Origin of the sequence: Flavobacterium aurantiibacter, assembly GCF_002251775.1 — a bacterium.
GTDB lineage: Bacteria > Bacteroidota > Bacteroidia > Flavobacteriales > Flavobacteriaceae > Flavobacterium > Flavobacterium aurantiibacter.
In genome coordinates this window covers 13,649-30,443 of sequence record NZ_NOXX01000215.1, presented here as the reverse complement: position 1 = coordinate 30,443, position 16,795 = coordinate 13,649, and the positions used below count along the sequence as shown (strand labels likewise).

At 39.6% G+C, this 16,795-nt stretch carries 11 protein-coding genes; 6 read left to right on the top strand and 5 right to left on the bottom strand.

Annotated elements, in window-relative coordinates; translation table 11 throughout:
- Positions 1-14 precede the first annotated feature (14 nt).
- From CHX27_RS12120 to CHX27_RS12100, 5 genes are all read left to right on the top strand, one after another.
- Positions 15-1,604, top strand: coding sequence for a RagB/SusD family nutrient uptake outer membrane protein (locus CHX27_RS12120; RefSeq protein WP_207758962.1), 1,590 nt, complete (start codon positions 15-17; stop codon positions 1,602-1,604).
- A 22-nt stretch (positions 1,605-1,626) separates the two neighbouring features.
- Entirely contained in the window at positions 1,627-2,685 is a 1,059-nt protein-coding gene (locus CHX27_RS12115) for a SusE domain-containing protein (protein ID WP_094487037.1), read from the top strand.
- 76 nt (positions 2,686-2,761) lie between these two features.
- Complete coding sequence (locus tag CHX27_RS12110; protein WP_094487036.1) at positions 2,762-5,650, top strand: alpha-amylase family glycosyl hydrolase; 2,889 nt, start codon at positions 2,762-2,764, stop codon at positions 5,648-5,650.
- Between the two features lie 81 nt (positions 5,651-5,731).
- Complete coding sequence (locus CHX27_RS12105) at positions 5,732-7,903, top strand: AsmA family protein (protein ID WP_094487035.1); 2,172 nt, start codon at positions 5,732-5,734, stop codon at positions 7,901-7,903.
- An 87-nt stretch (positions 7,904-7,990) separates the two neighbouring features.
- Positions 7,991-8,575, top strand: a complete 585-nt coding sequence (locus CHX27_RS12100) for a hypothetical protein (protein WP_449403969.1) — start codon at positions 7,991-7,993, stop codon at positions 8,573-8,575.
- Positions 8,576-8,922: 347 nt separating this feature from the next.
- Here CHX27_RS12100 and CHX27_RS12095 read toward each other — a convergent pair whose 3' ends face one another.
- Together CHX27_RS12095 and CHX27_RS12090 are read right to left on the bottom strand one after the other, a co-directional pair.
- A complete protein-coding gene (locus CHX27_RS12095) occupies positions 8,923-9,315 on the bottom strand; it encodes an ExbD/TolR family protein (RefSeq protein ID WP_094487033.1) in 393 nt (130 codons plus the stop codon).
- Positions 9,305-10,024 carry a MotA/TolQ/ExbB proton channel family protein gene (locus CHX27_RS12090; protein ID WP_094487032.1) on the bottom strand — a complete coding sequence of 240 codons (720 nt, stop codon included), beginning with the start codon at positions 10,022-10,024 and terminating at the stop codon, positions 9,305-9,307. The genes CHX27_RS12095 and CHX27_RS12090 overlap by 11 nt, the downstream gene beginning before the upstream one ends.
- A gap of 314 nt (positions 10,025-10,338) precedes the next feature.
- Between CHX27_RS12090 and CHX27_RS12085 the strand changes: the two genes are divergently transcribed.
- Entirely contained in the window at positions 10,339-11,457 is a 1,119-nt protein-coding gene (locus tag CHX27_RS12085) for a Fic family protein (protein WP_243388997.1), read from the top strand.
- Positions 11,458-11,491: 34 nt separating this feature from the next.
- On the opposite strand, the gene CHX27_RS12080 is transcribed toward CHX27_RS12085, so the two are convergent.
- The 3 genes from CHX27_RS12080 to CHX27_RS12070 all read right to left on the bottom strand — a co-directional run bounded on the left by CHX27_RS12080 (position 11,492) and on the right by CHX27_RS12070 (position 16,435).
- The gene (locus CHX27_RS12080) at positions 11,492-14,167 is read right to left on the bottom strand and encodes a TonB-dependent receptor (RefSeq protein WP_133063470.1); all 2,676 of its coding nucleotides are present in this window, start codon (positions 14,165-14,167) and stop codon (positions 11,492-11,494) included.
- Positions 14,167-14,997, bottom strand: coding sequence for a GLPGLI family protein (locus tag CHX27_RS12075; protein WP_094487030.1), 831 nt, complete (start codon positions 14,995-14,997; stop codon positions 14,167-14,169). Before CHX27_RS12075 ends, CHX27_RS12080 begins: the two co-directional genes overlap by 1 nt.
- A 574-nt stretch (positions 14,998-15,571) precedes the next feature.
- Complete coding sequence (locus tag CHX27_RS12070; RefSeq protein ID WP_094487029.1) at positions 15,572-16,435, bottom strand: sigma-70 family RNA polymerase sigma factor; 864 nt, start codon at positions 16,433-16,435, stop codon at positions 15,572-15,574.
- Positions 16,436-16,795: the final 360 nt, after the last annotated feature.

The window sequence follows — 16,795 nt, the reverse complement described above, 5'->3', positions numbered from 1 at the left end:
AAAGCAAAATGAAAATGAAAAGACAAATTTTAAAGTCGGTTTTTTTCGCGCTCACGGGAACGCTACTGTTTTCTTGTGAAAGTGATTTAGAAATTACGCCGAATAACCCAGCCGTTTTCCTGTCCGACGAGTATTTCGCTCGTCCTGATGCGTACGTTGCCGGTCTGGCTGGAGTTTACGGAAACCTTGCGTTAACTGGAACCGAAGGTCCAGGAAGTTCCAACATTGGTGGAATTGATGCGGGGACAAGCCAATATGGTAGATGTTTGCTGTATTTGCAATCGCTTGCAACAGATGAAATGTTGTGGAGCTACGAAAACGATGCAGGTGTTCGTGAAATTCAGAGAAATATTTGGACTGCCGAAAACCCAATTGTTAGAGGTATGTTCAGTCGTGCGCAATTTCAAATAGCGTTATGTAATGAATTTCTAAGACAGAGTACTCCAGATTTAGTAGCTAGCCGTAACCCACAAAACGCTGCTGAAATTCCAGCCTATCGCGATGAAATTCGTGTTCTACGTGCTTTAGCTTATTATCATTTGATGGATATGTTTGGTAAAGCGGCATTCAATACAGAAGACCAACCGGTAGCAGTTGCAGGTGTTCAATACGACAGACAGCAGTTATTCAACTACATCGAGTCGGAACTTTTAGCTGTGTTACCTGCTTTGAAAGCTCCAAGAACAAATCAGTCGGGAAGATTAGACGCTGCTATGGCTCGTATGATCTTAGCTAAAATGTATCTAAACGCTGAAGTTTATATTGGTCAGCAAAAGTATAATGAGTGCGTTACTCAACTCGAAGCAATCATCGCTGGTGGCTATTCATTAGCTCCAAATTACTTGGCAAACTTTGCAGCTGATAACAACACATCTCCAGAAATGATTTTCGCAATCCAGTCTGACGGTGTAGTTACTCAGAATTTTGGACCAACTACGGTTATGATTAATGGTTCTGTAGGGTCTTTAGAAGCAAATGGAGAATCATTAGGAGTTGGTCCTGGTGGTTGGGGTGGTGCTATACGATTAAGAAGACAGTTTGTCGAGAAATTCAATGGCGCACAGTTTGATAACGATGTACGAAACACTATTATTTCGGGTTCTAGACCTATAGATATTACTGATGTTATCAATCGCGATCAAGGTTTTATTCTTGCGAAATATTCGAACAAAACGTCGTCAGGAGCCAATGGAAGTAACCAAACTTTTGTGGATACAGACTTTCCATTATTCCGTTTAGCAGATGTTTATTTAATGTACGCCGAGTGTTTCTTGAGAGGAGCATCTAATGCCACTGCTAGCAACGCATTGAATTATGTTAATTTATTAAGAGAGCGCGCGAATGGAAACAACTTGCAAAATATTACTGCAAGTCAGTTAACTCTTGATTTCATCTTAGATGAGCGTGCCCGTGAATTGCACTGGGAAGCTCACAGACGTCAAGATTTAATTCGATACGGTCGATTTACTGGTGGATCATACAATTGGGCTTGGAAAGGTAATGCGCAAAACGGTATTGCTATCGGTGCCTTCAGATCTGTTTATCCAATCCCTGTTCTTGCTATTGCTGCTAATCCAAACTTAACTCAAAATCCAGGTTATTAAAAAAAAATAAAAAGTATTAAAAATGAAAAGAATATTAAAGTCCGTTTTTTTATTGTCATTGTTTACAGGCTTTGTTGCTTGTGAAGACGAACAAGAGCTTCGATTTTTAGAAGCTAAAGGAGATTTTGCAATTTTATCTCCAACATCTGGCGATGCAGTGGTATTAGGTCCTGAAACGCCTCTGAATCCAGGATTAAGTTTAACGTGGGCTGCTATGGATTACGGTACGCCAACTAGTATAACTTACGTAGTTCAGATTGATAAAGCTGGTGATAATTTCGATAGTCCACTAGATTTAGTTTCAACTTCTAACACATATGCAAGCGTAATTTCTGAAGCTTTAAATGGAGCTTCTGTTTCTGTAGGATTAACTCCTTTTACACAAGGAGCAATTGAAATCCGTGTAAAATCAAGCGTTGGGGAGCCAGCGTCACAAGAGCGTTTTTCTGACGTAATTACCTATTTGGTTACACCATATTCAACGGCATTACCAAAATTAGCTGTTCCTGGAGCTTATCAAGACTGGTCGCCGGGAACTGCGCCACGTTTGGCGGCTTCTGCTTTTGGGGAAACTGATTATGAGGGTTTTATCATGCTTACTGCGGGTGAATTTAAATTTGTAGCTCCAGATCCTGCAGGAAACTTCAACTGGGGTAATACTGATTACGGAGATGATGGGACTTTTTCTGGTATCCTAACAGATACCGATGAAGTTAATTGCGCAGTTTCTACAACTGCGTATTACAGAGTTAGAGCTAACACAACGTCTTTAACCTATTCACTAGAGCCTGCAGCATGGGGGATTGTTGGCGCAGCTACGCCAGGTGGATGGGATGCTAGTACTCCTTTGACTTATAATCCTACTACGAAGGCTTTTGAAGGAGATATCCAAATGACTGCTGGTGAGTTTAAGTTTAGAGCAAACAATGCTTGGACGATTAATTTGGGAGGAGATCCTGATGATGACGGATCAATGAACTATGATGGACCAAATTTGTCAGTAGATGCTTCTGGAAACTATCACGTGGTACTTGATCTTAGTAACCCAAGACAGTACACTTACACACTGACCCTAAACTAATTCGTTCTTAAAATTTTTTTAAAGAGGGCTGTCTTTTCCATAGCCCTTTTTATCTTCCGCAATAAAATTCTCCAAAATGAAAAAAATTATACTGTTTCTATGTTTTTTAATCAGTGTTACTGCTATGGGGCAACAGCAAACTGTAACCCACAGTATAACACCCGCACTATTTGAGGAAACTACTTCAATTACTATTACAATTAACGGTAATAGCGTCAATGAATCTACTTGGGGCGTAACGAACAATGCATTGTATATCTGGGCTTGGAGCTTTGATATCAACGATGCAAACATCCAAGATTGTCCCACAAACGGTCAATGGATAAACTCTAACGAAGCAAACAAGTTCACTTACAACGCAGGCAATGATACCTATACCTTCACAATGACACCAACCACCTTCTACAATCGCGTAGGTATTGGTAGAATTGGATTTTTGGTGAAAGCTAAAAACGGTACGGGTGATAAAAAGTCGCAAGATATCTTAACAGAAGTAGGTGCGTTTCAAGTAAATTTAACAGCTCCACTTGAAAACAGCACGACGCTTCTAGCAGCTAATGGTTCGTTGAATATTACTGCAAACAACACTAATGGTGATGCAGCTTATGTTTTGAGAGCTAATGGCAATGTGTTGTCTACAAATCCCGCTACCTCTACATTTTCCTTTAATCATACAAATATTAATGGAAATCAAGTTTACGAATTAGAAGTAACACAAGGGGCTTTTACCATTACAAAAAGATTTTCGGCATTAGTAAATCCAGGAACAATTTCGCAAGCGATGCCGGCTAATATGCTTGATGGCGTTAACTTAATGGCCGATCAAACTAAGGCTACTTTAGTTCTCGATGCGCCCGGAAAAGATTTCGTTTACGTAGCAGGTAACTTCAACAACTGGCAGCCTACTGCAGCTCACGCGATGCGCAAAGATTCTGCACCAGGTTCCACAAAATTTTGGTTGACACTAGAAAACTTAACTCCAGGCGAAAACATCTTATATCAATATTGGGTAGTAGATACGACTCCAATTAACAATTCGCCTTCACTCGTTCGAACAGCAGATCCATACTCAACTTTAGTGATCTCTAACTTCGACGATCCGTGGATTCCTAGTTCAAAGTATCCGAACATTCCGGCATATCCAGCCGGACAAAACAGAGAGATTACTGTTTTCAAAACAAATCCAACTCCTTATAATTGGCAGGTTACCAATTTCGTTAAACCTAAGAAAGAAGACTTGGTTATTTACGAACTTTTAGTACGCGACTTCGATTCAAATCGCAGCTATCAAGACTTAATTGATAAAATGGACTACTTCGTTAATTTGAAAATTAACGCTATTCAATTGATGCCCGTTATGGAATTCGAAGGTAACGAAAGCTGGGGTTACAATACCTCTTTCCACATGGCTTTAGATAAATTCTATGGAACTTCTGATAAATTCAAAGAGTTCATAGACTTATGTCACCAAAACGGCATTGCTGTAATTCTAGATATCGCACTTAACCACGCTTTTGGTCGCAATCCAATGGTTCGTATGTGGATGAACGACCCAGACGGAGATGGTTGGGGTGATCCAAGTTCTGAGAACCCATATTTCAATACACAAGGAATGCACAGCTATAACGTAGGTTCTGACTTTAATCACCAACAATCACGTACTAGAAATTATGTAAAGCGTGTCGTTAAGCACTGGATTGAAGAATTTAAAGTAGACGGTTTCCGTTGGGATTTGACTAAAGGATTTACCCAAAACTGTCCTCCTGGACCAAATCAAGAATCATGTACCAATGGATATCATCAAGATCGTGTTGATGTTTTAAGAGAATACGCCGACTTTACTTGGTCGCTCGATCCAACTCACTTAGCTATTTTCGAGCATTTAGGTAGCGATGGCGAAGAGCAACAATGGGCAAATTATCGTATCAACGAAAACCCAAGCAAAGGTGTAATGATGTGGGGTGAATTGACATTCGCTTATTCACAGTTAGCAGGTGGTTATTCTACAGATGCAGATATCACCCGTGTTGGTCATAATTCAAGAGGTTTTTCTGCGAAGCGTCTCATTGGTTATCCAGAATCTCACGATAAAGAGCGTGTAATGTACAGTGCACGTGCTTACGGAAACGGTGGTGGTGCTTTTCCTCCACTTAATAACTTAACCAATACACTTAGCAGAGCCGCTTCTATTGCAGCTACCTCATTATTAGTACCAGGTCCAAAAATGATTTGGCATTTTGCCGAATTGGGTTGCGACGATTCCATTTTCACTTGTACAAACGGCACCGTAAATACCGATTTTGATGTAACTGCTGGCGATTGTAAGCTAGACACAAAACCACAGTATCAGTGGACAAATAACTGGTTAGGTAGTGCAAACAGAGGTCCGATTTATCAGGCATTCAAGAGATTAATCGAATTGAAAATTAATGAGCCTGTATTTGAAGGAGACTACGCTATAAGTCCAGACGGAAATAACATCCGTCAGCGTATCTATATTTTCAACAATTCTCTGCCAACAACGCAATTGCGAAACGTAGTTGTTTTAGCAAACTTTTCTGTAGCGCAGCAAAACATTAATCCAAGTTTCCCTTTCACTGGAACATGGTATAACTTAATGGATAACACACAATTGGTTGTAACCAATACTACGGCTCCAATTTCGATTCCAGCCGGTGGTTTCAGAGTTTACGGTAACCAACAAGCTTTATTGAATGTAGATTCGTTCGAAGATATTCAAGCACTTGTGGCTAGTCCGAATCCAACAACAAATAGTTTTGCTTTGAATAAAGCTGTGGCTGATGTTCAAATCTATAACATCAGAGGTCAGCAAGTAAAATCATTTTCAAACAGTTACGACGCTGAATTCAGTTTCGATATTTCAGATCTAACTCCTGGAGTATATATCGTAAAGGCAACCGATGCCTTTAGCCGAACTTCAAGTGTCAAACTTGTGAAAAACTAAGTTTTAAAGAGCCGCTCTAATCGAGCGGCTTTTTTATGCTCTTTGTTTGCCGTTTAGAAACAGCCCGTTACCTTTGTAACGATGAAACTTCCTAAGATACTTTTAAAAATAGTAAAGTACACAGCTGGCTCCCTTCTGCTGGTTTTGTTGCTCATGTTTTTGTTTCCGCTCCTTTTTCCGGAATTTATCGAGAAAGAAGTTAAAGCGTATGCAAACCAACATATTGACGGTAAACTCGATTTTGAATCGAGCAGTTTGTCGTTCTTCAACCACTTCCCGTCGCTTACCTTATCCTTAGAGCGATTTAAGTTAAACGGTTCTGCGCCTTTTCAAGATCAAAATTTAGTTCGTGCGGAAGAAGTAGCTTTTGGTGTCGATTTGTATAAATTGGTCTTTGAAAGTACCGTTGAAATCGATGAAATTTATGTTGAAAATCCTGAAATAGCTATCAAAGTCGATACGCAAGGTCGCGCCAATTATAACGTCTATAAATCGGCTGATACTAAGTCGAAATCCGATTCTTCAACTACGGCCATTCGTTTGGAGCACATAGAAATTAATAATGCAAAACTCGATTACGCCGACCAATCACTGAATTTCTTGTTTAATGCAAGGGGTTTTAATTATTTGGGAGTCGGAAATTTAGATCGAGCTGTTTTCGATTTGCAAACCACTGCTTCTATTCAAGCTTTGGATTTAGCCTACGGAGGAAAACAGTATTTAAAAGACAAGAAAGTTCAGGCCGAATTAATCACAAAAATTAATACCAATTCGTTGGCTTTTACTTTTGAAAAGAACGATCTGATCATCAATAAATTAGCTGTTCGATTTAATGGATTGTTCGAGTTTTTGAACGACGGTTACTTTATGGATATTTCTGCTCGCGCCAGTGATTGCAATCTCGACGATTTATTTTCGGCATTACCCCCAGAATATACGCAATGGCAAAGCCAAACAATGCTCCAAGGCAAAGCCGACGTTGGTTTTTCTATAAAAGGAAAGTATGCCGCCGCAACCAATACCAATCCGAATTTTAATTTTTTATTTAACGTGCGAAACGGTTTGGTGAAAAGTAAATCGGCGCCCATGCCTATTGAAAACTTGAATTTTAAATTGTTGGTTTCGGCGCGGCAACTCAACTTTTCGCAAACCAATGTCTCTTTAAAAGATTTTAATTTTAAGCTCGGGAACGGTTTTGCCAAAGCCAATTATGTTTCAACGGGAATTGAGCGGATTTTGATGAAATCGGATGTACAAGCACGTTTTGATTTAAAAGACTTTTCTGATGCATTGAATTTGGATTTTGTGAAGTTGCGCGGCTCGCTCAAGGCAGAAGGAACCATAGCCGGTGTATACGAAGCAAGTAAATCGCTGATGCCGAAAACCGATTTCGATTTGAGTTTGAATAACGGTGAGATACGAAGTAGTTACTACCCAAATCCGATTCAGAATATTAATATAGTTGCCGGAGTTTTTAACAAAACGCCCAAGTTAAGCAGCACCAAAGTTGATTTAAATAACATACAATTTACTTTCGAAAAGCAAGCATTTACCGCTTCGGCTTTGTTTGTGAATCCCGAAAATATATCTTACAAAATCAAAGCTGCTGGCGCCTTAGACGTAGGTCGGATTGCGAAAGTTTTTAAAATCTCGAATCTTGATGGTTTTCTCGACATGAAATTAAATGTATCGGGAGCAGCCTCGGCTATTGCAGCAAAGAATTTTGGCGCGTTGCAAAACGATGGTTATTTGAAAGTTCGGAACATCCGTTTGAAAGCGGGCATTCTGCCGTTGGATTTTAAGGTCGAGAAAGGCGATTTTTCTTTTGTGAAGAATCAGATGAAATTTGATGCGTTTACGGCGCGTTATGGCTCGTCGGAGTTGCGCATGAACGGACAGATTTTAGATGTAATTCCGTTTTTGTTTGAGAAAGATGCGGTGTTGAAAGGAAATTTCTTGTTTGAAGCCGATCAGTTAGTTGTTTCTGAATGGATGGCAGCCGAACCTGTAGCGAAACCAAACGATTCGGAAACACTACCCGAAACAAGTACAGCTGCTGCGAAAACCAGTGGAGTAGTGGTAGTGCCCACAAATCTGGATATTACCTTGCGTGCAAAAGCGCAAAAAATTGTTTATAACGATTTGAATTTGAACGACTTCTTTGGCGCCGTACATGCCGATCGCGGAACTTTGCGATTAGCCAAAACAGGTTTCGATTTAATTGGCTGCAAAGTGGCTGCTACAGGAACGTAAAAAAACTCCGGAACGGAAAAAGCAGGTTACGATGTACGACTTACCGCTTCAAATTTCGATATTAAGCGCGCGTACAATGAAATCGAATTGTTTAGAACGGCAGCAAGTTCGGCAGCGAGTGCTTCGGGTTTAGTATCGTTGGATTATCGCTTGAACGGCGTATTAAACGAAAATATGGAGCCGATATATCCGAGCATCGTAGGTGCGGGTTCGTTGACTTTGGAAGACATTAAGGTAAAAGGACTAAAGATGTTTTCGATTGTTGGAAAGAAAACGGGTTCGGATGCCGTAGCCAATCCGGATTTGAAAAAAGTTGTGGTAAAAAGCAGCATTCGAAACAATGTGATTACGATAGATCGGACGAAATTTGGTGCCGGATTGTTTCGTTTGCGATTTGAAGGAAAAACGAATTTTAACGGGCAGATGAATTTGAAACTGCGCGTTGGTTTGCCGCCTTTTGGTTTGATTGGAATTCCGTGCACGGTTCGCGGAACGAAAGACAATCCGAAGATTCGTTTTTTTAGTAAGAAAACCGACGAAACGGAAAGTGAAGCGCCCAAAGAATCGATGTTGATTAAGAACGATTCGTTGCCGGTAAAAGGAAACGGATTTTCGGTAACGATTGCCCTAGCCCGGATGGCAGCGAAAAACCCAAAGCCCAAAAAACACTAATTTACCAAGACGTGCGGGCGACCAACGGAAGCCAGGCTAAGCTTGTGTTACTTAACGTGAGTTCGACATAAAAATCTTTGTTAGAACGCTCGAATTGAGGTGTTTAAATATTTTATGGAAATCTTTGTTCAGCAATTTTTAAAGCTAACCATTTAAACAGTCGCTTACTGCGTTGTATTTTTTTGAGATACCTCGGTATCCCAAAGAAAATACGCCTTGTAATCAACTATTTAAATGTTTTCTAACTTTAATTTTTACATCAAACTCACGTTAAATTACGTTTTTTGGGCGCGGATTTGCAGCGAACAGCCGGAATAGCTTCTGAAAATTCTAGAAATAAAAGAAATCTACTTCGCTGTAGCAATTACAAAATTGAGTTTGAGTTTTACGCCGATTTGCATTACGTCGACCAAATCTTGCACTTTATTGTCGGCCGGGAGTCGCACTACCACTACTTTATCACCTTTAAGCGTAGTTTGCTCTAAGAGTTTGTTTTCGAGTTCAGAGAAACTTACCTCAGTTTTATCGACAAAATAGCGTTGATCTTCAGTCACGGAAAGTGTAATGTGATCTTTGTTCGTAGTTTCGTTTGATTTTGCCTTGGGCAAGGTGAGTTTAATCACGTTTGGATTTGCCAAGGTCGAGATAATCAAGAAAAACAGGAATAAAAAGAACATGATATCGCTGAGCGATGCCGTAGGAATTTCAGGATGAAATCGTCTGTTTCGCTTAATTGCCATGTTGTGGTTCGTGAATAATGTTGATTATTTCGAGTGTTTGTTTTTCGACTTTAAGCGCAAAGCTGTCGATCCACATATTGTACAAATGGTAAGCGGCGTAAGCCACAACCCCAACAACGAGTCCGGCTCCGGAGCTAATCATCTTTTCGTAGAGTCCGCCCGAAATGGTCTGAATATTCAAATTACCGGTGTTTGAAATGGTGTGGAAAATTTTGATTACACCAGAAATAGTGCCAATAAATCCGAGGATTGGCGCGATACCGGAGATGAGTCCGAGGTGGCCAAGTCCTTTTTCCATTTGGGAAATTTCGACGTTTGCGGTTTTTTCCATAACCGACTCTATTTCGCTGATCGGACGTCCGATTATAGCAATTCCGCTTCGTAAAATGTTACCAGACGCGGTATTTTGGCGGTTACACACCATAAGTGCATTATCGATTTTTCCGGCTTTAAGCTGCGCTTTCACGTCGTGTAGCAAGAGCACGTCTTGTTTGGTGGCTTTTTTGATGGAAAGGTAGCGTTCGACGATGACGAAAATGCAATAAAACAGCAGGATGATGATTGGGATAATCATGATACCGCCTTTCATTAAAAATTCGAGGTAAGATACATTTTCGGTTACACTAACATCGGTTGTGGCAGCAGCGGCTGCATTTGCAAGCGTGTCGGCTACGGTTTCGGTTTGCAATAAAATTGCGTTTAGGCTCATATGTTGTGGTTTTAGATCAAACGATTAAAAACAAAAATACTTTAATTATTTTCCTTTCTACAAACCATAACGATTGAAGTTTGCATTAATTGTGAACAGTTTTTTAATTGTTCGTAGTTGCGAATTACGACCGCGAGTTAGATAAGCAGTAGTTTTACTCGGATAAGCTGCAACGAATAGCTGCTTAATTAAGGTAATTTATGCCATATAAAGTAATAAAATTTCAGTTTTAATACATTTTGCGTCGAATAATTGCTTTAATAAATGCAAAAAATGCGTCGAATAGTTTTTAAACCAAGAGGGATGATGTATCTTTGGGGAAAGGAAGCGTTGTGGGATTTTACATACATAAATTGCGCGGTTGGCCTAAGTTTGATTACGATGAGTCGGAAATACTTCCGTTGTTGAGTCATGTGCGAAACTTACAGGGTCGTTTGATGGGGAAGATGGAGGCGATTGGTTTTGACTTGCAATCGGCTGCCGTTTTGAATACGCTCACTTTGGATGTGCTAAAAACTTCGGAAATAGAGGGCGAGTATCTAGATCAGCATTTGGTTCGTTCGTCAATTGCTCAGAAATTGGGAGTTGACATTGGTGGCAGTTTGAAGCTCGATCGCAACATTGATGGTGTGGTTGAAATGATGCTTGATGCCACGCAAAATTATCAAGAGCCGCTGACGCACGAGCGTTTGTTTATGTGGCATAAGTGGTTGTTTCCGTCGAAGCAAACGGGTTCTCATCGGATTACCGTTGGCGCCTACCGCACAGATGCCAGAGGTCCGATGCAAGTGGTTTCGGGTACGATAGGTAGAGAAACTGTTCATTTTGAGTCACCGGCGGCCGAATTCGTTCCGCGAGAGATGGAAGTTTTTTTGGAGTGGTTTAACAGCGATGAAACTCCCGATCAGGTTTTAAAAGCTGCGATGGCGCATTTGTGGTTTGTGACAATACATCCGTTTTCCGACGGCAATGGCAGGATCGGGCGTGCGCTTACGGATATGCTTTTGGCCCGTTCCGATTCGAGTTCGCAACGCTTTTACAGCTTGTCGGCCAGTATTCGAATTGATCGAAAAAACTACTACGAAATTTTAGAGAAAACGCAGCGCGGCAGTTTAGACATCACCGAGTGGATGGTTTGGTTTTTACTTTGTTTGCTGAATGCGTTGAAGTTAACAGAGATTAATTTGAGTTTGGTTTTTGCAAAGGTAAACTTCTGGAAAAAGCATGCCGAAACGATACTCAGCGAGCGACAAAAGCTCATTATCAATAAAGTTTTAGACGGTTTTGAAGGAAAATTAACTTCGGAGAAGTACGCTAAAATGGGCAAATGTTCTAAAGACAGCGCGGTACGTGATTTAAATGATTTAATTGCCAAAAATGTTTTTGTAAAATCGGACAGTGGTGGCAGAAGTACTTCGTATTTGTTGGTTTGAGGGTAAAATACAAATGCTAACTTCCGAAGTTTTATCAAAAGCTGTAATTCAAACCTAAAGTAAACTGTCGTGGTCGAAGTGAAAATTGATACACGTTTACAATGTTCGCTAAACTATTCGTCGTTGTAAATACTTTAGTGTCGAATAAATTGAGCAGTCCAGCTGAAAGAAACAGTTTCTTCGATGGTTTGTAAAAAAACTGTGCGTTGAAAAGTACATTGGTATCGGCTTTTGCGGCTCGAGAAGTAGTGGCAGTTGCCGCTTCGGTTCCGAGACTAATCCGAGTTTCTTCGCTGGTATAGAAATCCAAATTAGCCGTTTGGAATAGGGCTTTGTTTTCCACTTCATTTCTAGGTAAAAAGGAGGTGCTTAGGAACGCATTTGCTTTATAAACTGCTCCAAACCAAGTTCCTTCGTCCCAACTGATTTCAAAATCGATGTTGTGTGATTTGTTTAGCGATATTAGAAACTCGTTATTAAAAAAGAGTTCGTTTTCAGTATATCTAAAATTGTAAGACAAGTTTGCGTTCAAGGATCCAAGAAAACTCTTGCGAATAGTTGTTCCGAAGCGATAAGTAAGGAAGGTGTTTGGTCTTAAAATAACTTTATTGGTAATAAAACCGTCCGAATTTACTTCGCTATCGAATGTTACATCGGATTTTGTTTGGTCCCAGCCACAGTTGAGGTTGAGGTAAAAGCTGCTTAGGACATCGTCGAAATTTAAGTAAGGCGTAATCGAATGAGCTTGTGTTTTGTTTACAAAAAAGGGATTTTGCACCAGAGTATTGAAGCTACTTAAAATTAGTGGCGGAATTAAATTTCTAAAGTCTGAAATCGAATTTTTTAAGGAATAGCTCGTTCCTGCAATCCATTTGGAATTGAAGGTGTGTTTTATGTTCAACCGCGGTTGTAAAAATAAATAGTTTTTGTTCAGGTTTAAATTAGTTTCTGCCTTTTCGTTCATTTGTAAAGAAATGAATTCGCTGGCTAAGGACCACGAAATACGAGTTTTTCCTAGGAGTACATTCGACTTAAGTTCCGTAATGGATGTAGTTTTATCGAACTCAAAATCACTTTTAAATGGGAACTCAAGGTTTGTAGTTGTGGGTTGTAATTCGAGTCCGCTCATAAAATTAAAATGCTGATAGTTTGCAGTTTGGTTTAATTTCCACTCTACTTTTCCTATTGCAAATTGATACTCCGCGAAAGCACCCGCATTAAACCTAGTTACGCGAACGCCTTGTGCTGTTTTTGAATTCAGGGAATTCGAGTTAAACAGATCTTCAAAAACCGGAGGATTAACAGCTAAGGTTTCATTTTTTAGCTCGAAATCAACAACGGCGCCGCTTTCTATCGTTTTATTTCTAGAAACCACTTTTTTAAAAGTAATTATTTCGTTTAGCAGAAAGTCGCGGCGATTAAAGGTTGAAAGAACATCAATGCTATTTAAGTTGCTTTTTTCGTTACCTGTATTGTCTGTAAGTTTGATGTTAAAACTATTTTTTAGATAGTAATTTCTTTTATTGATTTCTTGACTCGATCCTGTTTGAAAACGCTGTGTGCGCAATTGATTTCTGCTGATATTTACATTAGTATTCGTGGCATCGTTGGCTAAAAAAGTGGTTGTAGTTTTGCTTTCAATACGACTTAACTCGTTCACGTAATTTGCATTCCATTTCACCAAAGTTGAGTCGTTTACTTTATACAGTGCATCGTTTGTGATGGCTTTTGAATCGTTGTCGAGCCAAAATTTATCGGATATCGCTACGCCATTAATGTTGGGCGGGCTAATTACCTGCAGCTCGTTGAGTTTGAGAGCGTATGCATTACTGTTGTCGAGTTGCAGGTCGTCACCTACATTTTTTAGTGTTTTCCCGATGTTATTTGCCTTTAAAGATCCTATGTTTTGGATTTTTTTTCGAAGATAAATAGGTGTGACATCGGCGTTTGCTGTTAGGAACGGAATACCAATTTCCGACTTGAGTGTCCCGAAAAGTGCATTAACTCCGTCTTTTATTTTCAAATTCAAGGAAACATTATCGCTTTCCGTTCTACCAATGTCAATTCGCTTGTGATGGTGCCTCTTCATCACATCTACAGTTTTAACCGCGTCGGCAGGAATGCCTTGTGTGGCAATGCTGTAACGTCCTTCGAGTAAATCAACGCCATTTATGTACAAATGACTAATCGGCTTCTCGTTATAGGTTATTTGCCCGTTTTCTTTTACACTTATTCCGGGTATGCGCTTTAATACATCTTCTATGGTATAGTCTTTAGCCGACTTTATGCCGTGTACCAGGTATGATAAGGTGTCTCCTTTTACTTCTAAAGTTCGTTCCTTTTTGATTATTACCTCGTTGAGTTCATTGATTTTTTCCGTAAGGATGAAGTTTTGAATGATACTTTTAGCTGGAATTTTAATTAAAATCGATTCATAGCTAAAGTGTTTTACCGTTAAGTAAAGGCTGTCTAGTTTTGTATTGTTATCAAAATTGACTTCATAAGCGCCATTACTTATTGAAGTTCCGTAGGCTAAGACTTTATCCAACGTTTTACTGTTGCTTACAGTTACAATACAACCTTGGATGGCCTCATTTTTTTCAGCAGTGATTAAACCTTTGATCGTAATCTGCTGGCAATACATAGAAAATGGCATCCCAAAAAAGGATGCCATAAAAATCACACAGAATACTTTTCTTACCAATTTCACTACAATTGGTCTTTTTCAAAGAAATTTTTTGCTTTAGCGGGCGAATTTGTTCGAATTGCCTCCCCGTTCTCGTCTGTAATCAATAACTTCTCTTGCTCTTCCTTGCTTCGATTCATGTAAGCCATCCGTTGGTCGAGACTCATTCGGTTTAGTCGCGATCGTATCTTGAAAAATTTTTCTCTAGATATGGCTTCGAAGGGTTTTTGTTCGCTGTTAATAAAGTAGTTTGCAATATTGGAGTCAACTTCGAATTTCTCGTTTTTTATTTCTTCAAGATCGAAAGTGAATGTGTTTTCGGAGTCAGAGATTTTATAAATCAGTCCCGGTAAGCCATCAAATACATAAGGTCCGGTTGAAACAGCAATTTCGGGATTATACCATGCAATCCATTTCCGACCACCGTAGTTGGTAATTGCTTTTTTACAGTTCACTTTACCAATCAAACTATCTTGGTTAATTAAGTCCCAATTAACCAAAACAGGTTCATTAATTAGGTAGTAATCATTAACGATTGACTCATAATGCACTAAATTGCCTTTTTCTCTCTTAATAACAAGATAATAGGGTGGTTGATTTGCCATTACGTCATCAATAGTTAACTCCTTTTCCTTTTTTAATTTGTTAAGTTCGATCATACCTTCAAACGAAAAGAAAGAATTGTCTCTGCCTATTAGAAGAACTCCCTGCGAAATTTTCCGATCTTCAGAATCTACCAAACGTTTGTATTTTAATTGGTATGTTATTTTAACATCAGTCGTAGATTTCTTTGGAGCTTGACCGAATAAAAAAGAAGAAGTAAGCACAATTGTAAAAAAAATGCATTTTGTCATATCGTTAATTTAACATAAGACAGATGCGGCAAACTGAAGTTCTTCAAGTGTTGGCTTTCTGTATCTCGGCGCGACTGCATCAACTTCTAGGTAGCCAGTAAGCTTAACTTGCACAGTAACACACCATCTGCCGCATTCTGTGATTAATAAAGTTGATTGCTGGTTGCATTGTGCGTTAGACGCGGTTGCAAAACCAATTAATGCTGCAATTGTAAAAAATAGCTTTTTAATAAATTAAAAATGTAAAGTTATGCAACAAATATAAGTATTTTAATTTACAAAGATACGTTCGGATAAAAATTTAACATTAAAGAATAACTTTTTGACAATCTCAGCAGAGCGACAAAAGTAATTTTACCTTGTTGTTTTTTTGAAGTTTGATATAATTAAGTTTACTACTTGGGGGTTAGCTTAGTACCTTTTTTCTATCGAAACTTTATCATTATTTGCAACTGTAGAACGCAATCTCCCAAAAAAACAAAACTCCGGTAATCAGCCGGAGTTTCAATCATCAATCAAAAAACGAACAGTTAATCAGACTGTTGTTCGCCGTAAAAATCGTAAAACTTATTATTTATCCCAAATAAGTTTTTAAAATTTTGCTTCTTGAGGTATGTTTTAAGCGTCTGATCGCTTTTTCTTTAATTTGTCGAACGCGTTCGCGGGTCAAATCAAAGGTTTCACCAATTTCTTCTAAGGTCATCGGGTGTTGGTCGCCCAAACCAAAATACAAGCGCACTACATCGGCTTCTCTTGGTGTTAGGGTCTCTAACGAACGCTCAATTTCGATGCGCAACGATTCGTGAATCAATTCGCGATCCGGATTTGGCGATTCGCCCGAACGCAATACGTCGTATAAATTCGAATCCTCTCCTTCCACTAAAGGAGCATCCATCGAAAGGTGACGGCCTGAGTTTTTCATCGACTCCTTCACGTCGTTTACCGTCATGTCGAGCTCTTTCGCAATTTCCTCGGCACTAGGCGGACGCTCGTTCGATTGCTCCAACAAAGCGTACATTTTGTTAATTTTATTAATCGAACCGATTTTGTTCAGCGGCAAACGCACAATACGCGATTGTTCGGCCAAAGCTTGTAAAATCGATTGTCTGATCCACCAAACGGCGTACGAAATGAATTTAAATCCACGTGTTTCGTCAAAACGTTGTGCGGCTTTTATCAATCCTAAGTTTCCTTCATTAATTAAATCCGGAAGTGTAAGTCCTTGATTCTGATATTGTTTAGCAACCGAAACCACGAAACGCAAGTTGGCTTTGGTAAGCTTTTCTAACGCGCGCTGGTCGCCGGCTTTAATCTTCTGTGCCAATTCAACTTCCTCATCAGCGGTAATCAAATCAACCTTTCCGATTTCTTGTAAATACTTATCTAACGATGCAGTTTCCCGATTGGTAACCTGCTTGGTAATTTTGAGTTGTCTCATTTTTTAACTCCTTGCTGTTATGGATACAGTACTTGTACGCAGCGCTCTGTCAAAAAGTTACACACAGCCAAAAATTTCTTCCAAATTATTTCAGAATTAAACGTAAAGTTCTGATTATGTTATGTTTATTTTTTTTGGGCAATCCGCTGCGGCAATAGTGGAAATTCCGTACACCGCAGCGTCGCGCTTTTTGCTGCAAGGGTTCGCAAACAGCTGCGGCACACCAGCGGTTTTGCGTGCTTCCGCTGGTCGCCCTTAAAACTCGCGGTGCGCACGCGCTGTTTTTTGTCCCCTTTTCGCGTCAATCGCTATTGCGGCGTATCGTTTCCAGAGAAAACTGTGTACTTAAAAAGGCCAGCA